This window comes from uncultured Senegalimassilia sp., assembly GCF_934636665.1.
GTDB lineage: Bacteria > Actinomycetota > Coriobacteriia > Coriobacteriales > Eggerthellaceae > Senegalimassilia.
In genome coordinates this window covers 37,930-57,765 of record NZ_CAKUAT010000013.1, presented here as the reverse complement: position 1 = coordinate 57,765, position 19,836 = coordinate 37,930, and the positions used below count along the sequence as shown (strand labels likewise).

16 protein-coding genes are annotated in these 19,836 nt (G+C 63.9%); 14 read left to right on the top strand and 2 right to left on the bottom strand.

Annotation, left to right across the window (positions count from 1 at the left end):
* Positions 1–107: 107 nt before the first annotated feature.
* Entirely contained in the window at positions 108–2,654 is a 2,547-nt protein-coding gene (locus tag Q0G75_RS06575) for an ATP-dependent helicase (RefSeq protein WP_294416314.1), read from the top strand.
* A gap of 251 nt (positions 2,655–2,905) precedes the next feature.
* Here Q0G75_RS06575 and sdaAA read toward each other — a convergent pair whose 3' ends face one another.
* Complete coding sequence (gene sdaAA, locus Q0G75_RS06570) at positions 2,906–4,531, bottom strand: L-serine ammonia-lyase, iron-sulfur-dependent, subunit alpha (protein ID WP_294416311.1); 1,626 nt, start codon at positions 4,529–4,531, stop codon at positions 2,906–2,908.
* A gap of 481 nt (positions 4,532–5,012) precedes the next feature.
* Here sdaAA and Q0G75_RS06565 point away from each other — a divergent pair, with 481 nt between their 5' ends.
* On the top strand, positions 5,013–5,951 hold the full coding sequence (locus Q0G75_RS06565; protein ID WP_294416310.1) for a manganese-dependent inorganic pyrophosphatase: 939 nt from the start codon (positions 5,013–5,015) through the stop codon (positions 5,949–5,951).
* 224 nt (positions 5,952–6,175) lie between these two features.
* Here the strand turns inward: Q0G75_RS06565 and Q0G75_RS06560 are convergent, their stop codons facing one another.
* The gene (locus tag Q0G75_RS06560; RefSeq protein WP_294416309.1) at positions 6,176–7,051 is read right to left on the bottom strand and encodes a LysR family transcriptional regulator; all 876 of its coding nucleotides are present in this window, start codon (positions 7,049–7,051) and stop codon (positions 6,176–6,178) included.
* Positions 7,052–7,197: 146 nt separating this feature from the next.
* Here Q0G75_RS06560 and Q0G75_RS06555 point away from each other — a divergent pair, with 146 nt between their 5' ends.
* The 12 genes from Q0G75_RS06555 (at position 7,198) to Q0G75_RS06500 (ending at position 19,803) form a co-directional block, all read left to right on the top strand.
* Complete coding sequence (locus Q0G75_RS06555; RefSeq protein WP_294416306.1) at positions 7,198–7,527, top strand: hypothetical protein; 330 nt, start codon at positions 7,198–7,200, stop codon at positions 7,525–7,527.
* A gap of 172 nt (positions 7,528–7,699) precedes the next feature.
* Positions 7,700–8,812, top strand: coding sequence for a M20/M25/M40 family metallo-hydrolase (locus Q0G75_RS06550; RefSeq protein WP_294416304.1), 1,113 nt, complete (start codon positions 7,700–7,702; stop codon positions 8,810–8,812).
* 369 nt (positions 8,813–9,181) lie between these two features.
* Complete coding sequence (gene rpsL, locus Q0G75_RS06545) at positions 9,182–9,553, top strand: 30S ribosomal protein S12 (protein WP_042433264.1); 372 nt, start codon at positions 9,182–9,184, stop codon at positions 9,551–9,553.
* A 120-nt stretch (positions 9,554–9,673) separates the two neighbouring features.
* Positions 9,674–10,144: a 30S ribosomal protein S7 gene (rpsG, locus tag Q0G75_RS06540; RefSeq protein ID WP_042433267.1), complete on the top strand. Its 471-nt coding sequence runs from the start codon at positions 9,674–9,676 to the stop codon at positions 10,142–10,144.
* Positions 10,145–10,157: 13 nt separating this feature from the next.
* A complete protein-coding gene (gene fusA, locus Q0G75_RS06535; protein WP_294416302.1) occupies positions 10,158–12,263 on the top strand; it encodes an elongation factor G in 2,106 nt (701 codons plus the stop codon).
* Positions 12,264–12,300: 37 nt separating this feature from the next.
* Positions 12,301–12,609 carry a 30S ribosomal protein S10 gene (gene rpsJ / locus Q0G75_RS06530; protein WP_042433704.1) on the top strand — a complete coding sequence of 103 codons (309 nt, stop codon included), beginning with the start codon at positions 12,301–12,303 and terminating at the stop codon, positions 12,607–12,609.
* A gap of 15 nt (positions 12,610–12,624) precedes the next feature.
* The gene (gene rplC / locus Q0G75_RS06525) at positions 12,625–13,245 is read left to right on the top strand and encodes a 50S ribosomal protein L3 (RefSeq protein WP_042433272.1); all 621 of its coding nucleotides are present in this window, start codon (positions 12,625–12,627) and stop codon (positions 13,243–13,245) included.
* Between the two features lie 31 nt (positions 13,246–13,276).
* The gene (gene rplD / locus Q0G75_RS06520; RefSeq protein ID WP_042433275.1) at positions 13,277–13,903 is read left to right on the top strand and encodes a 50S ribosomal protein L4; all 627 of its coding nucleotides are present in this window, start codon (positions 13,277–13,279) and stop codon (positions 13,901–13,903) included.
* A complete protein-coding gene (gene rplW, locus Q0G75_RS06515) occupies positions 13,903–14,190 on the top strand; it encodes a 50S ribosomal protein L23 (protein ID WP_042433278.1) in 288 nt (95 codons plus the stop codon). The genes rplD and rplW overlap by 1 nt, the downstream gene beginning before the upstream one ends.
* 115 nt (positions 14,191–14,305) lie before the next feature.
* The gene (locus Q0G75_RS06510) at positions 14,306–15,007 is read left to right on the top strand and encodes an ABC transporter ATP-binding protein (RefSeq protein ID WP_294416301.1); all 702 of its coding nucleotides are present in this window, start codon (positions 14,306–14,308) and stop codon (positions 15,005–15,007) included.
* 2 nt (positions 15,008–15,009) lie between these two features.
* Entirely contained in the window at positions 15,010–18,306 is a 3,297-nt protein-coding gene (locus tag Q0G75_RS06505) for an FtsX-like permease family protein (RefSeq protein WP_294416299.1), read from the top strand.
* A gap of 195 nt (positions 18,307–18,501) precedes the next feature.
* A complete protein-coding gene (locus tag Q0G75_RS06500) occupies positions 18,502–19,803 on the top strand; it encodes a trigger factor (RefSeq protein ID WP_294416298.1) in 1,302 nt (433 codons plus the stop codon).
* Positions 19,804–19,836: the final 33 nt, after the last annotated feature.

Sequence of the window (19,836 nt, the reverse complement as noted above, 5' to 3'; positions counted from 1 at the left end):
CTTGGCGCGAATAGGGCGCGCGCCGCTCGGAAGCGGTACAATCATCAGTCGCGCCTTTGGGCGCTTTGAACTTGCAACCGCACGTGAACATCATGTTAGGAAGCCCTATGCCCGTCGACATCACCACGCTCAACGGCCCCCAGCGTCAGGCCGTCGAATGCACCGAAGGCCCGCTTTTGGTCTTGGCTGGTGCTGGATCAGGCAAAACGCGCGTGCTCACGTACCGCATCGCGCACATCCTGGAGGATTTGAACGTGGCCCCGTGGGAGATCTTGGCCATCACGTTCACCAACAAGGCGGCCGCCGAGATGCGCGAGCGCCTGCAGGGCCTGGTCGGCCCGCGCAGCCGCGGCATGTGGGTGTCCACCTTCCACAGCATGTGTGTGCGCATGCTGCGCGCCGACGCCGAGCGCCTGGGATTCTCGAAGAGCTTCACCATCTACGACACCGACGACCAGAAGCGCCTGTACAAGGAAATCATGGCCGAGCTGGACATCGACCCGAAGCGCTTCCCCATAAACGCCCTGATGAACCGCATTTCCACGGCGAAAAACGAGCTGAAGGTGCCCGGCAACTTCGCGAAGGAGGCCAACGACCCGGTGGGCAAGGTGGCCGCGCGCGTCTACGAGAAGCTGCAGGAGCGCTTGAAGCAGGCCAACGCCTTCGACTTCGACGACCTGTTGCTGTACGCGTACCTGCTGCTGAAGAACCACCCCGACGTGCTCGAGGCTTACCAGCTGCGCTTCCGCTACATCATGGTGGACGAGTACCAGGACACCAACCACGCACAGTACGAGATCACGCGCCTTCTGGCCGAGCAGCACGGCAACATCATGGTGGTGGGCGACGACGACCAGTCCATTTATAGCTGGCGTGGCGCCGACATCCGCAACATCCTGGAGTTCGAGAAGGACTATCCGCAGTGCACCACGGTGAAGCTGGAGCAGAACTACCGCAGCGTGGGCAACGTTCTGGCCGCGGCCAACGCTGTTATCGCGAACAACCAGCATCGCAAGGTGAAGAAGCTGTTCACCGACCAGGAAGACGGCGAGAAGATCCACGTGTACATGGCCTCCGACGAGCGCGACGAGGGCCGCTGGATCGCCGGCGAGATCGAGAAGCAGCGCCAGAAGGGGCTGTCCTACAACCAGGTGGCGGTGTTCTACCGCACCAACGCCCAGTCGCGCATGCTTGAAGATATGCTGCTGCGCGCCGGCGTGCCGTACCGCATCGTCGGCGGCACGCGATTCTTCGACCGCGCCGAGATCCGCGACGTCATGGCCTACCTCACGTTGGTGGTCAACCCCGCTGACGACATCGCCGCCAAGCGCGTCATCAACACGCCGCGCCGCGGCATCGGCAAGTCCACGGTGGAGCGCATCGAGCAGTTCGCGCGCGAGATGGACATGACGTTCATGGAGGGCGCCGAGATCGCCATCGCCGACCCCGAGCTGCGTGCCGCCACGCGCCGCAGCGTGGGGGAGTTCGTGCAGATCATCAAGGACGCGCAGTCCTACTCGGGCGATCTGCGCAAGTGTATCGAGGCCGTCATCGACAAGTCCGGCCTGATCAGCGCCTTGCAGGCCGAGAACACCGACGAGGCGCGCGGGCGCGTGGAGAACATCCAGGAGTTCCTGTCCGTAGTCGACGAGTTCGTGGACACCCACGAAGAGGAGGACGCCGATTACGCGGCACCTCGGCCTTCCGCCGTTCTGCCGAACGGCGGCGTACTCGACGCTGCGGCTTCCCCCAGTACCCAATCCGCGGCCGCTGACGAAGGCTTGCGTACCGAAGTACGCGGCGCCTTCGCCATCGACCACGGCTCGGGCACTGGGGAAACCCTCGCTGACTCTGCGCTACCTGCGGCGAGTTTGCAAGGATCTGAAGAGCCTGTGCGCGTGCTGCGCGGCGATTCGCTGGCTGACTTCCTGGAGTGGGTGCGCCTGCGCACCGACCTCGACACCATGGACGAGGATGGTCAGGCGGTCACCATGATGACGGTGCATGCCTCGAAGGGCCTGGAATTCGATTGCGTGTTCGTGGCGGGCATGGAGGAGACGCTGTTCCCGCACATGAACAGCGTCGGCGACGCCGCCGGCATCGAGGAGGAGCGCCGCCTGGCCTACGTCGCCATCACGCGCGCCCGCAAGGTGCTGTTCCTCACCTGCGCCTACACGCGCCAGATTTTCGGCCAGACGCAGGCTAACCCGGTGTCGCGCTTCATCCATGAGATCCCCGGCGAGCTTCGCCAGACCATGGGCGTGGGCAGCCAGGGCTTCTCCGGCACCGGTTGGGAGAAGCGCGGCAGCCGCAAGGGCATTTCCGGCAGCGGCGTGGAGGCCGGTGGCGGCCGCGTGTTCGGCCGCTCAAGCGCCAGCGCCCCCGGCGGAAGGTCCGAGCGCGAGCGCCGCGAGGTGCGAACGAATCGCATCGGGGCAGGTCGTTCGGTATCGGGCGCCTACGTGCGCCCCGGGGCGGAGAAGAAGGCGGCAGCCAAGATGACCTTCGCCGCCGGCGACACCGTCGACCACAAGACGTTCGGCCGCGGCAAGGTGACGAAGGTGGACGGCGACACGCTCTACGTCCGCTTCTCCAAGTCCGGTCAAACGAAGAAGCTGCTGAAAGACTACGCACCCATCGTCAAGATCGGGTAGGGCGCAAGCGGCTACGATCGGGTCGCTTGGTGCAGCCTGCATATGGAAGCGCCCCGCAAACCTCGGTGGTTTGCGGGGCGCTTCGTTCATTAAGCAGGGTTGAACGGGGGACGGGGGTGTGTTCACGCTTGGGCCCCGCGGGGCGGCCGGGCAAGCGGCCGGTGGCGTTGACGTGGGTCGCTGCGCCGGCGCATGAACAGGGGATGGAGGTGTGTTCACGCTTCGCCGCGGAAAGCCGGTGTCGCAGCCCCTTACTTCCCGCACATGTGCGATTCGCACCAGGCGCAGGCGTCGGGGGTTGCCGCTAGGCCGCCCAGGGCCGATTCGCGTAGCTCGAAGGGAAGGCTGCGGCCGACCTTGTACATGGCCTCCACCGTTTGGTCGAAGCCCACCAAATTGCCGATGCCCGCAAGCGAAGTTTGAGCGCTCACCAGCGCCGTTGCCGCGCCGGCGGCGTTGCGTTTCTGGCAGGGCACCTCCACCAGGCCCGCAACAGGGTCGCACACCAGGCCCATCATGTTGGTGAGCGCGTTGCCAGCGGCGTTCAAGCACTGCTCGGGCGTGCCGCCCTCAAGCTCCACGCATGCCGCCGCGGCCATTGCGGCCGCCGACCCGATCTCGGCTTGACAACCGCCTTCGGCGCCGGAGACCGTGGCGTTGCGGGTGATCAGGTAGCCCACGGCGGCGGCGCAAGCCAGTGCACGCTGAAGCTGCTCGTCGGAATACCCCTTCGCCTTCTGCAGGGATAGCAGCACGCCGGGGATGACGCCGGCCGATCCGGCAGTGGGGGCTGCCACGATGCGGCCCATGGAGGCGTTGGTCTCAAGCACGGCCATGGCATAGGCGCAGGCGCTGGCGATGGGCTCGCCGAGCACGTCGGCGCCCGAGTCGCGCACCTTCGCGATGCGCTGCGCCTCGCCGCCCAAAAGCCCGCCCATGGATGCGGCCGGCGCGTCGAGCGGCAGGAACGCGGCGTCTTTCATGACGCGCAGCGCGTAGGCAAGGTATGCGCTCGTGCCGTCGGCATGCCCGCCGGCTTGCTGCACGGCGGCTTCGCGGCGTAGGAACACCTCGGAGATGCCGGCTTTTTGCGCGGCGCAAAGCGCGAGCAGCTGCGTCCCGTTCGTAAAATCAAGCGTGCGCAGGCGTTCGAGCGCCGCTGCCTGCTCGGCTTCCCCGACGGTTGCCTGGGCCTGGCCGAGCGAGGCGGCGGGGATGACTCGTACGCCGCGGATCAGGGGATTTTCCAAAATGGTTGCCTGCGCATCGTCGTTGATGCGCTGGTCGGTCTCAAGCACGGTCCATGCCGTGTCGCCGCGCTGCTCGCGGTACATGCGGGCCGTGGCGATGTTGACGCCGTGCGCCGAAAGGCTGGTGGCGATATGCGCGAGCACGCCCGGCAGGTCGCGCTGCTGCACCACGATCGAGTGGTTCTCGCCGGTGATGTAGACGTCCACCCCGTCGATCTTGCGGATGACGGCAGCGCCGCCGCCCACGCTCTCGCCGCGCACCTCCATGCGCCCGCCCTCGGCGGTTTCGATGACGATGTCGATGGTGTTGGGATGCTCGTAATCGTCGCAGTCCGGCAGGGGAGTGAAGGTGAAGTCGAGTCCCGCCTCGCGCGCGTGCGCGAACGAGTTGCGGATGCGTAGGTCATCGGGTGCGAAGCCGAGCATGCCGGCGACGAGCGCCTTGTCCGTGCCGTGGCCGGTCAGCGTATGCGCGAAGCTGCCGAGCAGGCGGAACTCCACGTGCGCCGGCAACGCGCCGGCCAGCTTGCGCGCCATGTACGCGATGCGCAGCGCGCCGGCGGTGTGGCTGCTCGACGGCCCCACCATCACCGGCCCGATGATATCGGTCAACCCAATCGTCTCCATGTTCGCTCCTTCGCGCATCGCCGCCTCATGCGGTCGTTTCCGTTTCCGTACACTATACCGGCTTGCCGCCGGCGCGCGTAGCGGTTTACGCACGGTTAACGGTTCCAGCATGTAGAGGAAACCGTGCCTGCGGGCATCAGGGCTGCATGATGGCAGCCGTCGTTCCCGGCTCCGCTCGGCCGTTCGGCATGGTTTTCCGCGTCAGGCACTGTTTCCCGACCTTCGTTTGCGCTGCATGACGGCGGGGGTTGTCTTGTTCGATGCTGTATCGGCGCGATATAGGGGCGGCGCATGCTACGTTCGAATGCTGCTTTCGCCGGCCGTTTGCGCCCGGTTCGTGGCAGTTCCCTAGGGTTTTGAACATGTTCGGCAAGCGAGGTTATAATGAATGGTCGGCGTCGCGTCATTTTGCGAACGCTTCGCCGAAAAGGGTAGGACGATGAAGGGCCGGGCGCGACCCGGCTAGCGAAGGAGCGATCACATGGCGGCACCCATCCTGGTGTTCGGTCACAAAAACCCCGACAACGATGCCATCAGCGCAGCTGTTGGCTATGCGTACCTGAAAAACGAGCTGGCCAAGCGCGCCGGTTCCGACGCCGTCTACGAGGCGTGCCGTCTGGGCGGCTTTCCGCCGGAGACCGAGTGGATCCTGGGCGAGAACGGCATCGAGGCTCCGCGTCTGATCGAGTCCCTTTCCGAGGGCCAGCAGGTCATCCTCGTCGACCACAACGAGGCTCTGCAGTCCGCCGACGGCCTTGACTCTGCCGAGATCGTCGAGATCGTCGACCATCATCGCCTGGGTGGCCTGGTCACCGCGCAGCCGCTGCGTTTCAACGCCAAGCCCGTCGGCTCCACCGCCGCCATCGTGGCGCGCGAGTTCGAGATCGAAGGCGTGGAGCTGCCGCGTGGCATCGCCGCGCTGCTGCTCGGCGCCATGCTCACCGACACCGTCATCATGAAGTCGCCCACCACCACCGACTTCGACCGCGACATCATCGCCCGCACGGCAGCCGCCGTGGGCGTTGACCCGGTCGAGTACGGCATGTCCATCTTCAAGTGCCGCTCCAACCCCGCAGAGCTCCCCGTCGACAAGCTGGTCAACGCCGACGCCAAGGAGTTCGAGCTGTCCAACGGCAACAAGGTCTACATCGGCCAGTACGAAACGGTCGACCTGCAGGCCGTGCTCGGCCGCGAGGTCGAGATCCGCGAGGCCATCAAGGGCCTGGTCGCGGACAAGGGCTACCAGTTCGTGCTGTTCTTCGCCACCGACATCCTGGCCGAGGGCAGCCAGTTCATCTGCGAGGGCGACACCGACTTCGTCAACCGCGCCTTCGATATCGACTGCACCGGCAAGTCCGTCTGGATGCCCGGCGTGCTCTCCCGCAAGAAGCAGGTCGCCGCACCCATCTTGTCGCTCTAGTCTCGCGTAAGCAAACGTCAACGCACAAGAAAGCCCTCGCGCAACCGCGCGAGGGCTTTCTCTCGTTTCCGGGCGCTTTGCATGCCCGCTCGCTGACGTTTCGGGGACGTAGCGCTATCTGTCAGGCCCGGTTCCGTTCGGTCTTCGCCAGCCGGCTGCCTATATCATGCTACGCGATTCTCGTCTCCCGGCGCCCGCTTCTTCTTGCGAAGCCCCATTCCGCCTTACGCGCTCGCTTCGCCCATGCGCCGCCGTATGAAGTCGAGCAAAAAAGCGTGGAACTCGGCGGCTTTCTGCCCAAGCGGGTGCTTGGCCGTCTCCACCACGATATCTCGTTCGAACCCCGCATCCGCGATCGGCGCCAGCACCACATCCGATCCTTCCAGCGCACCCCAGCTGCGCTCGGGCCAAAACCCCACGCCAAGCCCTAGCGCGATGAACTTGCGCACCACATCGGGGCTGTCCGACTCGAACACCACGTTCGGTGCGAACCCCGCCTTCAGGCACAGCTCGTCGCACACCCCGCGGAATCCGCGCGTCCCCGCCAGGCATACGAACGGTGCGTCGGCGAAATCCGCCAAAGACGCCGCGTTGCCTTTCGCCTGCTCCTTGGGGATGGCCAGGCATATGCGTTCTCGGAACAGCTGCGATGTGCGTGCATCCGGCTTGCCGGCGCCTCCGGGAGTCACCGTGCGCACCCGCACGTCCCAGCGAGCTTCGCTGTTGGCTTGGTTGATGGTGAAGGCTGCCTGCGGAACCGTTGCGCGAAACGCTGCGATGGCGTCGACGGTCATGGACGTTGCGGCCTCGACGTCGATGCGCACCGTGTTGCGCTCCTGGCCCTTTGTCTGGGCAATGACCTGGGGAATCTCGTCGAACGCGGCAAGCAGCGGGGCGGCCTTGCTCTCAAGCGCCTCGCCGCAGGGGGTGAGGCGTATGTTGCGTCCGACGCGCTCGAACAGCTTCGCGTCCAGCTCGCCCTCAAGGCGCCGGATCGCTTGCGTCAGCGCGGGTTGGGCCACGCCCAGCCGCTTGGCCGAGTTCGTCATATGCTGGGTTTGCGCCACCTCGTGAAAATAGCGCAGCTGCAAAAGCTCCATGCGCACCTCCTTGGCGTCAATGTGACGATAACGCGCAGATTATGGAAAACGCTTAACCTATAACGTAGACAGTTTTACCATAGCGAATCGCCGAGGGCATGCGTCCGCGGCGAACCTGCAGAATACCACCAAGGGAGATGACGGAAATGGCAGAGGCGCTTGAGGCGATCATGCTCATTTGCTTCGGGCTTTCGTGGCCTATGAACGCGTACAAGAACTTCAAGGCCCGTACGGCCGCGGGTACCAGCTGGCAGTTCATCCTGCTGATCACGCTGGGCTATTTCGCGGGCATCGCCGCGAAGTTCGTGTCCGGCAACATCAACTGGGTGCTCGCCGTGTACTTCATCAACGTGGTCTGCATTGCCGCTAACTGGTTCGTCTACTTCCGCAACTGCGCCATCGACCGCGAACGCGATCGCCTGCGCCAGGAGGAGGACGCGCAGGACGCCATGGCGCAAGCGCGCGCCGCACGCTAACGGCGGCTGCCTGCATCGACATGGTCGTTTCGAGCATTCCTTGCGTTGCCGCGGTCGCTGCCCTATATCTATATATATGAACCATTTCGGAAAGCCGCCCGAGCGCGGCTTTTCGCTTATCCCGGCGAATCAACATCCCGATGAACCGACATCCCGACTGAAAGGGGAACCTGTGAAGCCCGACCGTCTGCTCGATCTGTTCTGCGAACTTGCGCGCATCGAAAGCCCGTCGCGTCATGAGGCCCCTTTGGCGAAACGGTGCAAAGCCGAGCTGGAGGGCTTGGGGTTTTCCGTTCGTTTCGATGATTCCGCCGAACAGACCGGTTCCGATACGGGCAACCTCATCGCCTTCCGAGCCGGAAGCGTCCCCGGTGCTGTGGCGTTGTGCGGGCATATGGACACCGTGCGTCCATGCAAGGGAATCGAACCCGTGGTGGAAGACGGCGTGATCCGCAGCGCGGGCGACACCATCTTGTCAGCCGATGATAAGGCCGGCGTGGCCGCCATCTTCGAGGGGCTGCGTAGCCTCATCGAAGCGGGGGAGGTGCTTCCCGATGTGCACGTCATCCTGACCACCTGCGAGGAGATGCACCTGCTGGGGGCCGGCGCGTTGGATACGTCGTTCTTGCCTGAAGGTACGCCCTGCTACGTGCTCGACGCCGACGGCGATCCGGGCACCATCATCAACCAAGCGCCGTGCCACTGCACGTTCACGGCGACCTTCCGCGGAAAGTCGGCGCACGCCGGCGTCGAGCCCGAGCGCGGCATCTCGGCGCTCGCCATGGCGGCGCAAGCGGTGTGCCATATGCCCCTGGGACGCATTTCCGCGCATACCACATCGAACGTCGGCGTCATCGAGTGCGACGGCGCCACGAACGTGGTGCCCGGTACCTGCTGGCTGTCGGGCGAATGCCGTTCCACCTCGCTTGAGCGCGCCCGTGCCGAGCGCGCCGCCATGGACGAGGCCATGCGCGCAGCCGCCGCGCAGGCCGGCGGCAGCGTGGACATCGAGTGGCGCACCGACTACCTGCCCATCTCCTATGCCGCCGATCATCCGGTGGTCGAAGGCGTCGTGCGCGCAGCCCAGGCAGCCGGGCTTCGCCCCAGCCTTGCCTCATCGGGCGGCGGCGCGGATGCCAACATCCTGGCCGGGCGCGGCGTGTCGGCGATCACGCTTGCCACGGGCATGGCCAACTACCATTCGTGCGACGAATACATCACCGTCGACAACTTGAACGGCTGCGCGCGATTGGTCGAGCAGCTGGTGCTCGAGGCCCGCAAATAACCCTTTGGCGGCGCAAATACGTTGATTTCGACGGCAGGGAAGGGCTTGGGGCTTGCTCGCTCCGACTGGCAAAACCAACCGGCGCACCGTTTCGCAACTTTTGCAACAACTTTTTGCGAATTTGTGTGCAAAACGTGCATCGCGGAAGGGCAAAACGTTGCATGACCTGCCAAAACGCGGTAGAATACCAATAGACACACCCGGGTGCGTGGCGTTTGACAGCCCCTATACCCGGTGATAAAGTTCCAACTCGCGCTCCGAAAGGGGCAGGGTTTTCGCGTGCGTATCAGCTGAACGCACTTGGAAACCCGAGAGTAATGCGGCGGTGGTCTCGTACACCGCCGGAGGCAAATATAGAAGGAGAAGATTTTGCCTACCATCAACCAGCTGGTCCGCAAGGGCCGCAAGAAGTCGGTCGACAAGAAGAAGACGCCGGCTCTGAAGGGCAACCCGCAGAAGCGTGGCGTGTGCACCCGCGTGTACACCACCACCCCCAAGAAGCCGAACTCGGCTCTGCGTAAGGTCTGCCGCGTGCGCCTGGTCAACGGCATGGAGGTCACGGCCTACATCCCCGGCATCGGCCACAACCTGCAGGAGCACTCCATGGTGCTCATCCGCGGCGGTCGTGTTAAGGACCTCCCCGGTGTGCGCTACAAGGTCATCCGCGCTGCGCTGGACTGCGCCGCCGTGGACAACCGCAAGCAGGCTCGCAGCCGCTACGGTGCCAAGCGCCCGAAATAAGTAACCGTTAAGACGCGCGGGTTGCATGAAAGCGCCTCTCCCGAAAGGGTCGGGAAGGCGGCAACCTAATGGGAAGGAGAAAGCTTCCCCGAAGCGCGCAGGAATCAGAAGGAGTTTTACATGCCGCGTCGTGCAGCAGCAGTCCGCCGTGAAGTTCAGCCGGACGCCGTCTACAACAACCGCCTTGTCACCCAGTTGATCAACAAGATCCTGCTGGACGGCAAGAAGTCCACCGCCGAGGGCATCGTCTACGGTGCTTTCGAGCTGGTCCAGGCCAAGACGGGCGAGGATCCGCTGGCTATCTTCAAGAAGGCCATGGACAACGTCCGCCCCACCCTCGAGGTCAAGCCGAAGCGTGTCGGCGGCGCCACCTACCAGGTGCCGATGGAGGTCAACTCCCGTCGCGCCACCACGCTGGCCATCCGCTGGATCGTGGACTTCTCCCGTAAGCGCAAGGAGCACACCATGAAGCAGCGCCTGGCCGCTGAGATCATGGACGCCGCCGAGAACACCGGCGCCTCCGTGAAGAAGCGCGAGGACCTGTACAAGATGGCCGAGTCCAACCGTGCGTTCTCGCACTACCGCTTCTAGGGCGTGACCTAACATGGCTAAAGCTAACGATCTGAAACTCACGCGTAACTTCGGCATCATGGCCCACATCGATGCCGGTAAGACCACCACTACCGAGCGCATCCTGTACTACACGGGCAAGACGCACAAGATCGGTGAGGTGCACGACGGCGCCGCTACCATGGACTGGATGGTTCAGGAGCAGGAGCGCGGCGTAACCATCACCGCCGCCGCCACCACGTGCTTCTGGAAGAAGGACGACGAGACGTACCGCTTCCAGATCATCGACACCCCCGGCCACGTGGACTTCACCGCCGAGGTCGAGCGCTCCCTGCGCGTCCTCGACGGCACCGTCGCCGTCTTCGACGCCGTTGCAGGCGTGCAGCCGCAGTCCGAGACCGTGTGGCGTCAGGCCGAGAACTACGGCGTGCCGCGCATCGCGTTCATCAACAAGTACGACCGCGTCGGCGCAGACTTCGAGCATGCTATCCAGACCATGAAGGATCGCCTGCATGCCAACGCCGTCGCCGCTCAGCTGCCCATGGGCGCCGAGGACAACTTCTGGGGCGTCATCGACCTGGTCACCATGACCGCTTGGGACTTCAAGGCCGACGACAAGGGCATGACCTACCCCGAGCCCATGGATGCCATCCCCGCCGAGTTCGTCGATGAGGCCGAGCTGGCTCACCAGGAGCTGGTCGAGGCCGCCGCAGACTGCGACGACGAGCTCATGGAGAAGGTCCTCATGGAGGAGGAAGTCTCCGTCGAGGAGTTGAAGGCCGCTCTGCGCAAGGGCGTCATCTCCTGCAAGATCAATCCCGTGTTCGTGGGCTCCGCCTACAAGAACAAGGGCGTCCAGGAGCTGCTCGACGCCGTCGTCGACTACCTGCCGGCTCCCGTCGACGTTCCCGCCATCAAGGGCACCACGCCCGGCACCGGCGAGGAGGACGAGCGTCCTTCCGACCCGAAGGCCCCGTTCAGCGCCCTGGCGTTCAAGATCATGACCGACCCGTTCGTGGGTAAGCTGACTTACCTGCGCGTGTACTCGGGCTCTCTGGACGCCGGTTCCTACGTGACCAACGCCACGAAGGACAAGAAGGAGCGCGTCGGCCGTCTGCTGCAGATGCACTCCAACCAGCGCGTCGACATCGACTCCTGCTCCGCTGGCGACATCGTCGCCGTCGTCGGCCTGAAGAACACCACCACCGGCGACACCCTGTGCGACGACAACGCTCCGATCATCCTGGAGTCCATGGAGTTCGCCGACCCGGTTATCGACATCGCCGTCGAGCCGAAGACCAAGGCTGACCAGACCAAGATGGAGATCGCCCTGCAGAAGCTGGCCGAGGAGGACCCGACGTTCCGCGTGTCCACCAACCACGAGACCGGCCAGACCATCATCGCCGGCATGGGCGAGCTGCACCTGGAGATCATCGTCGACCGCCTGATGCGCGAGTTCAAGGTCGAGGCTAACGTGGGCAAGCCGCAGGTTGCTTACCGCGAGCGTCCGGGCCACGAGGTCCTCTCCGCCGAGGGCAAGTTCGTCCGCCAGTCCGGCGGTCGCGGCCAGTACGGCCACGCGGTCATCAACATGTACCCGCAGGAGGCCGGCAAGGGCTACGAGTTCGAGAACAAGATCGTCGGCGGCGTCGTGCCGAAGGAATACATTCCTTCCATCGACAAGGGTATCCAGGAAGCCCTCAACACGGGTGTTCTGGCCGGTTACCCCGTCGAGGACGTCCGCGTCGAGCTCATCGACGGTTCTTACCACGACGTCGACTCTTCGGAAGCTGCCTTCAAGGTTGCCGGTTCCATGGCCATCAAGGAAGCTCTGCGCAAGTCCGATCCGGTCATCCTCGAGCCTGTCATGGCCGTCGAGGTCGAGACCCCGGAGGAGTACACGGGCTTCGTCATGGGCGACATCCCGTCTCGCCGTGGCATGATCCAGGGTCAGGAGCAGCGCACCGGTTCCGTCGCCATCTCCGCGAAGGTGCCGCTGGGCATGATGTTCGGCTACGCAACCGATCTGCGTTCCGGTACGCAGGGTCGCGCTACCTACACCATGCAGTTCGACTCTTACGAGCCGGTTCCCAAGAACGTCGCTGCAGAGATTATCAGCAAGGCCGGCGGCAACGCTTAAGCGTTGAACGTCCGAAAGCTTAACGGAGGAAATGAAAGTGGCTAATCAGAAGATTCGCATCCGCCTCAAGGGATACGATCATGAGATCGTGGACCAGTCCACGAAGCTCATCGTCGATACCGCTCAGAAGACGGGTGCCAAGGTGTCCGGTCCCATCCCGCTGCCGACGGAGCGCAACCTGTTCACCGTCGTCAAGGGCCCCCATGTGGACAAGGATTCGCGCGAGCAGTTCGAGATGCGCACCCATAAGCGCCTGATCGACATCCTGGAGCCCACCCCCAACACGGTGGATTCCCTGATGCGTCTGGACCTCCCTGCCGGCGTCGACATCGAGATCAAGCTGTAAGGGGTGTCAATTAGCATGATTAACGCTATTTTTGGTAAGAAGATCGGCATGACCCAGATCTTCAACGAGGAGGACAAGCTCATCCCCGTGACCGTGATCCAGGCTGAGCCGAACACGGTGTGCCAGGTCAAGACGAAGGCCACCGACGGCTACGAGGCCGTGCAGCTGGGCTTCGGCGAGATCAAGGCCAAGAAGGTCAACAAGCCCATGGGCGGCCATTTCGCCAAGCAGGGCATCGAGCCTACCCGCTACCTGCGCGAGGTGCGCGTCGAGGACGCCGCCGAGTACAAGGCCGGCGACCAGCAGACCGTGGCGGCTTTCGCTGAGGTCAAGAAGGTCGACGTCACCGGTACCTCCAAGGGTAAGGGCTTCGCCGGCGTTATGAAGCGCTACGGCTTCGCCGGCGGTCCGGGCGGCCATGGTGCTCACTTCCACCGCGCTCCCGGTTCGGTGGGCATGTGCGCCACGCCTTCCCGCGTGCTCAAGGGCATGCGCCTGCCTGGTCACATGGGCTGCGACACCGTCACCGTCAAGAACCTGACCGTGATGCGCGTCGACGAGGAGCAGAACCTGATCCTGGTCAAGGGCGCCATCCCCGGCGGCAAGAACGGCATCGTGCGCGTGCGCATGGCGTAACCTGGACTATCTATAAGGAGTTTTCACTACCATGACGACTATCGAGATCAAGGACGCAAGCGGTAAGAAGGCCGGCGACGCCGAGCTTTCCGCTTCCGTGTTCGGCATCGAGCCGAACGTGCCCGTCATGCACCAGGTTGTGCGCGCTCAGCGTGCGTCTTGGCGTGCCGGCACCAGCAATACCCTCACCCGCGGCCAGGTCCGCGGCGGCGGCAAGAAGCCGTGGCGCCAGAAGGGCACCGGTCGTGCTCGCCAGGGCTCCATCCGCTCCCCTCAGTGGGCTGGCGGCGGTACCGTGTTCGGTCCGCATCCCCGCAGCTACGCCTTCCGCGTGAACAACAAGGAAGTCAAGCTGGCCATGCGCTCCGCTCTGTCCGCCAAGGTGGCTGACGGTCAGTTCACCGTTGTCGACGAGTTCAAGTTCGAGAAGCCCTGCACCAAGGACGCCAAGGCGTTCATCAAGGCTATGGGCTTCGAGGGTCAGCGCACCACGCTGGTCATCGGCAACGACGACGTCACCACGTGGCTGTCCTTCCGCAACCTGGAGAAGGTCAACATCCTGCCCGTCGCCGAGGCCAACACCTACGAGCTGCTCGACAACAAGCAGCTGGTGTTCACCGCTGAGGCCCTGAAGCGCATCGAGGAGGTGCTCGCATAATGAAGGATCCCCGCGAGGTCATCATCCGTCCTATCGTGACGGAGCACAGCTACGACCAGATGGAGAACAACGTGTACACCTTCGAGGTGGCCAAGGACTCCAACAAGGTTGAGATCCGCCAGGCCATCGAGGCTATCTTCAACGTCTCCGTGGTCAAGGTGAACACCCTGAACGTCAAGCCGAAGCCCAAGCGCGTGCGTTATCAGGTCGGCCAGACCCGTACGTGGAAGAAGGCCATGGTCACGCTGAAGGAAGGCGATACCATCGAGCTGTTCGGCGCCAACTAAGGTTGACGTTACACCAAGCTAACGCTTGAGCCGCTTAGAGCGCCCCGGCATCTATGCCGGGGCGCTCTTTTGTATAATCAGGGGAAGGAAAGCACCCGAAGAGCAAGGTGGGAACATGGCGTTCGTGGAATTCAACAATGTTCGCAAGGTGTACAAGATGGGCGAGGTGGAGGTTGCCGCTGCCGATGGCATGACCTTCACTGCCGAAGCCGGCGAGTTCGTGGTGGTCGTCGGTCCTTCGGGCGCTGGCAAGACCACGCTTTTGAACATGCTCGGCGGCATGGACTCGTGCACGTCCGGCACCATCATGCTTGATGGGCGCGACATCAGCCGTTTCTCCGAGCGTCAACTCACGCAGTACCGCCGCCTGGACATCGGCTTCGTTTTCCAGTTCTACAATTTGGTACAGAATCTCACAGCGCTCGAGAACGTCGAGCTTGCCAGCCAGATTTGCCCGCATCCGCTGGATGCGGCGCAGGTGCTTGCCGAGGTGGGCCTGGGGCATCGCGTGGATAACTTCCCCGCACAGCTTTCCGGCGGCGAGCAGCAGCGCGTAGCCATTGCCCGAGCGCTTGCGAAAAACCCCAAGCTGCTGCTGTGCGACGAGCCCACCGGCGCCCTGGATTACAAAACGGGCAAGGCTATCCTGAAGTTGCTGCAGGACACGTGCCGCAACACCGGCAAGACGGTGGTCCTCATCACCCACAACTCCGCATTCGCCGATATAGCCGATCGCGTCATCCATGTACGCGAAGGTCGCGTTGCCAGCTGCTTCGTCAACCCGAGCCCGGGCAACGCCGAAGATTTGGAGTGGTAGCCATGGGAGCCTTTCGCAAAGAGGTTCTGCGCTCCATCACGCATTCGTGGGGGAGGTTTCTGGCCATCGCCGTGATGGCGGCGCTCGGTTGCGGCTTCTATGCCGGCTTGCGCATGACCGGCCCCGATATGCGTTTGGCGGGGGATGAATATTATGACGCCACCGAGCTGTGCGACCTTCGAGTAGTGTCGTCTTTGGGCATGTCCGATGAGCAGGTCGACATGCTGCGCGGCGTCGAGGGCGTATCAGGAGTCATGCCCGCCTACGAGGCGGATGCCATATCGCAGCTGGCGGGAACGCAGTACACGCTTCGCTATCATTCGCTCGATATGGATGCGGCGAAGGCGAGCAGCTGCGACGATGGCCTGCACGTGGATTCCGATAACGCCGATTACGTGAACCGGCCTATCTTGGTGGAGGGCACCTGGCCGGAATCGGACGACGAGTGCTTGCTTTCCGCCGACAACGTGTGGACGTCCCCGGTGCATATCGGCGACACCGTCGAGCTGCTCGAGGGCACGCAGGATCTTGACGGCGTGTTCACCACCCACACCTTCATCGTCACGGGTTTCGTGCGGTCCTCGTATTACACGTGCACCACCAATACCGGCGCCACATCCCTTGGGTCGGGCGAGCTTTCGTCCTTCGTGTTCGTGCCCGAAGGGGCGTTTGCGGCTGATTACCCCTATACGGAAGCATTCCTCACCGTCGACGGGGCGGCTGGGGAAGCGTGGCCCGAGGATGCTTATCAGCAGCGCGTCGACGCAGTGGCGCAGCGGTTGAACGACCTTTCCCCGCAGTTTTCCGCATCGCGCATCGAGCAGCTGCAGCGCGACGCGCAGGCCGAGCTCGACGATAAACGTGCGGAGTTCGAGCGCGAGAAGGCCGACGCCGTCGCGCAGATGGACGACGCCCAAGCGCAGTTGGATGACGCGAGCGCGCAGCTGGATAGCGCTGCGGCGCAGCTTTCCTCCGCGGCGGCTCGGCTCTCCAGCAGTCAAGCGCAGCTTGCCCAGGGCGAAGCGGAGATTGCAAGCGGTCGGGCGCAGCATGAGAGCGGCACGGCTCAGCTTGCCGAGCAACGCGAACAGGCTCAGTCGGCCATAGCGCAGGCCCAGGCCCAGCTCGACGCCGCACAGGCGCAATACGATCAGGCCATGGCGCAGCGCAGTCAACTTGAGACGCAGCTTGAGCAGGCCCGTGCGGCCCAGCTTGCCGATGTTGCCGCTCAGCTGGAGGCCGCCATCGCGCAAATCGACGCGCAAACCGCCGGCGCGTCTGATCAGATTGCTGCCGGTCGGGCTGAGCTCGACGCGCAGCGCGAACAGGCGGCGGCGCAGCTTTCCGCGGCACAGGCTCAACTTGACGCCGCGCAGGCCCAGCTCGATGACGCCGCGGCGCGTCTGGCTTCGGGGCGCGCGCAATATGCTGCGGGGCAGCAAAGCTATGAGCAGGGTCGCGCCGAGTACGAAAGCGGCTTGGCTGAGCAGCGAAGCGGCCAATCCGAGCTTGACGGGAGGCGTGCCGAGGCACAACAGCGCTTCGCTGATGCCGAACAGCAGCTGGCCGATGCCCAGGCCGAGATCGACGCCATCGCCGACAAGGATGCCAACGTGTACGTGCTCGATCGCTCGAAGAACCTGGGCGCGGAGAGCTTCCGCAGCGATGCGGGCCGCATGGACCAGATCGCCGCGGTGTTCCCGCTTATGTTCTTCCTGGTTGCTGCGCTGGTGTCGCTGACCACCATGACCCGCATGGTGGAGGAGGAGCGCGTGCTCATCGGCACGTACAAAGCGCTGGGTTACTCCAATGCGCGCATCACATCGAAGTACCTTGTTTACGCGGTGGTGGCATCGGGCGTGGGCGCGGCCGTGGGCATCGCGCTGCTTTCCCAGTTCCTGCCATGGTTCATCATGAAAGCGTATTCCATCATGTACATGGTGCCTTGCATGCCTACTCCCGTGAACCCGGGCGTGGCCGCAAGCGCCGCTGCCTTGGGCGTGGGCATCACCGTTGCTGCAACGTGGTTCGCAGCGGCGGCCACCTTGCGCGAGTGCCCGGCGTCGCTCATGTTGCCGCGTGCGCCGAAGGCCGGCAAGCGCATCCTGCTTGAGCGAATCCGCCCGCTGTGGAGCAGGATGACGTTCAGCTGGAAGGTGACGGCGCGAAACCTGTTCCGCTACAAGCGTCGCTTCTTCATGGCCATCATCGGCATCGCCGGCTGCACTGCGCTGTTGCTCACGGGCCTGGGGCTGCAAAACGCCATCAACGACATCATCGACAAGCAGTACGGCGAAGTGTACAGCTTCAACACCATCGTGCGCATGGATGCCGACGAGGCCGACCAGAAAGCAAAGGATGCGGTTTCGAATGCGGTGGGCTCGGATGGGCAGCAATTCGTCTGGGTTTCCACCGAGAACAAGATCGCGTGCGCCCCTGATGACGGTGCGGAGCATCGCTTTGAGTTGGTATGCGCTCAGGATCCCGAGCAGCTGCAGCGCTTCGTGCAGATGCGCGAGCGCGTCGGGGGCCGGGCCCTCACGCTCGACGGGAGCGGTGCCATCATCAGCGAGAAGCTTGCCAGCCAGCTGGGGGTTTCCGTTGGCGATACCCTGACGTTCTACGACGAGGACGACATCGGCAACCTGGTGGGGGATGGGCGCGCGGTGACCGTCGCCGGCATCATGGAGAACTACGTGGCGCAGTACGCCTACGTCACCGCCGATGTGTACAAGCAGGCTATGGGCCAGCCGGCCGAGTTCGCCACCGTCTACGCCGATCTTGGGAACGGCGTAGACCGTGATGCGTTCTCCGACCAGCTGCTTTCCATGGACGGCGTGAAAACCGTCACCTACAGCGATGAGACCATCGACAGCTATCGCACCATGCTCAAGTCGGTCAATAGCGTGGTGGTGGTGCTCGTGGTCGCCGCGGCGCTGCTGGCGTTCGTGGTGCTGTATAACCTCACGAACATCAACATCACCGAACGCGCTCGCGAGATCGCCACGCTCAAGGTGCTCGGCTTCACCTCGCGCGAGGTGGATGCGTACATCTTCCGCGAAACCATCCTGTTGTCGATTATCGGCGCCGCGATCGGCCTGGTGCTCGGCATCTTCATGGAGGGTTTCGTCATCACCACTGCAGAGGTCGACCAGGTCATGTTCGGCCGCGATATCCATGCGGCAAGCTTCGCCATCGCGTTCGCGCTCACCATGGTGTTCTCGGGCATCGTGGCCCTTGCCATGCGCGGCAAGCTGCGCCGCATCGATATGGTGGAAAGCCTGAAGTCCAACGAGTAGCGGACGGTACCGCGGGTGCCATGCCTTGCGCGCCGGTTGCTTGGCGCGACGATGCGGGGGGGGGCGTGGGGTTAACCGAGCCGGTTTGCGCGCCCTGCGCGGCACGACGGCTTGCGGCCTTGCCGCATCAGGGGTCGCATGCCGCCGGGTTGCGTTACAATGTGAGCGTTTCATCATCAATCAGAAGGGGATCCCATGAAGGTTACCGAGAAGAAGCTCGAGGACGGTCTTATCGAGCTCACCGCCGCCGCCGCAACCGCCGAGGTGGCGCAGGCGTTCAACGTGGCGCACTATTCGTTCTGCGCGAGCATGGGCGTGGAAGTGCCGCAGGGTCAGACGCCGGCCCAGGCCGCTGAGGACAAGCTCGGCATCAAGGACCTGGATTCCGTTTCCCAGCAGATGGCCATCGACTACCTCGTGCCGTTCGCCGTGGACAAGCGCAACCTGTGCCCGGCGTTCCCGCCCACGCCCATCATCGACCAGCCCATCAAGCGCGGCCAGGTCTTCGAGTTCAAGGTGCAGGTGACCCCCAAGCCCGATTACGAGCTGACCAGCTACGAGCCGGTTTCCATCACCGTGCCGCCGCTGAACTTCGACGAGTCCATGGTCGACCAGCAGATTCAGCAGCTCGCCGAGAGCTTCGCCACCTATGAGAAGTGCGACGCCAAGCCGCTCGACGCCTCCGGTGCCGCCAAGATCGCCCTCGAGGTCTCCCAGGCCGGCAAGCGCCTGGACAACCTGTGCACCGACGGACGCACCTATATCCTGGGTATGGGTCTTATGCCCGACGAGTTCGAGAAGAACCTCATCGGCATGAACGAGGGCGACGTCAAGGAGTTCGCTTTCGATATGCCCGGCGCGCCCGAGGGCGAGGCGCCGCTTGACTGCAAGGTCACGGTGATCGAGTGCCAGGAGAAGCGCGTGCCGGAGGTGGACCAGGAGTTCATCGAGAAGAACATGCCCATGGCCCGCGACGTGGAATCCCTGCGTCAGGTTGTTTCCGAGCGCCTGCAGGCCGAGCAGCGCGCCCAGTACCAGGAGATGCAGCTGACCATGGTGGCCGACGAGCTTTCCCGCCGCTTCCAGGGCACCATCTCCGACGAGGTGTACGAGTCCATGCGCGACACGCTTATGCAGAACGTGCGCGGTTCCCTTGCCCAGCAGGGCATCCCCTTCGAGCAGTTCGTCGAGTCGCAGGGCGGTGAGCAGCAGTTCGGCATGATGCTCATGATACAGGCCCGTCAGATGCTCGTGCAGGGCTACGCGTTCGACGCGGTGTTCCGTCACGAGAAGATGACGCTCGACGACGAGGACATCATGGCCGCCTGCCGCGCCATGAACCCCGCCGATCCCACCACGGCGCGCCGTCAGATGGAGGGCAACGGCCAGGCCTTCGTGCTGCGCGAGACTGCTGGCCGCCTGAAGGCAAACCGCTGGCTGCTCGAGCATGCCGACATCACCGTGTCTGAGGAGCCTGCCGCCGAGAAGGGCGAATAGGGCGCAACATCGGTCACGGGCGAGGCTATGCGG

What these genes read in the sequence shown, in the direction of transcription:
- Q0G75_RS06575 (WP_294416314.1), top strand. Translation starts at nt 108, where the DNA reads ATGCCCGTCGACATCACCACGCTCAACGGCCCCCAGCGTCAGGCCGTC.
- sdaAA (WP_294416311.1), bottom strand. Translation starts at nt 4,531, where the DNA reads ATGGAGACGATTGGGTTGACCGATATCATCGGGCCGGTGATGGTGGGG.
- Q0G75_RS06565 (WP_294416310.1), top strand. Translation starts at nt 5,013, where the DNA reads ATGGCGGCACCCATCCTGGTGTTCGGTCACAAAAACCCCGACAACGAT.
- Q0G75_RS06560 (WP_294416309.1), bottom strand. Translation starts at nt 7,051, where the DNA reads ATGGAGCTTTTGCAGCTGCGCTATTTTCACGAGGTGGCGCAAACCCAG.
- Q0G75_RS06555 (WP_294416306.1), top strand. Translation starts at nt 7,198, where the DNA reads ATGGCAGAGGCGCTTGAGGCGATCATGCTCATTTGCTTCGGGCTTTCG.
- rpsG (WP_042433267.1), top strand. Translation starts at nt 9,674, where the DNA reads ATGCCGCGTCGTGCAGCAGCAGTCCGCCGTGAAGTTCAGCCGGACGCC.
- fusA (WP_294416302.1), top strand. Translation starts at nt 10,158, where the DNA reads ATGGCTAAAGCTAACGATCTGAAACTCACGCGTAACTTCGGCATCATG.
- rplC (WP_042433272.1), top strand. Translation starts at nt 12,625, where the DNA reads ATGATTAACGCTATTTTTGGTAAGAAGATCGGCATGACCCAGATCTTC.
- rplD (WP_042433275.1), top strand. Translation starts at nt 13,277, where the DNA reads ATGACGACTATCGAGATCAAGGACGCAAGCGGTAAGAAGGCCGGCGAC.
- rplW (WP_042433278.1), top strand. Translation starts at nt 13,903, where the DNA reads ATGAAGGATCCCCGCGAGGTCATCATCCGTCCTATCGTGACGGAGCAC.
- Q0G75_RS06510 (WP_294416301.1), top strand. Translation starts at nt 14,306, where the DNA reads ATGGCGTTCGTGGAATTCAACAATGTTCGCAAGGTGTACAAGATGGGC.
- Q0G75_RS06505 (WP_294416299.1), top strand. Translation starts at nt 15,010, where the DNA reads ATGGGAGCCTTTCGCAAAGAGGTTCTGCGCTCCATCACGCATTCGTGG.
- Q0G75_RS06500 (WP_294416298.1), top strand. Translation starts at nt 18,502, where the DNA reads ATGAAGGTTACCGAGAAGAAGCTCGAGGACGGTCTTATCGAGCTCACC.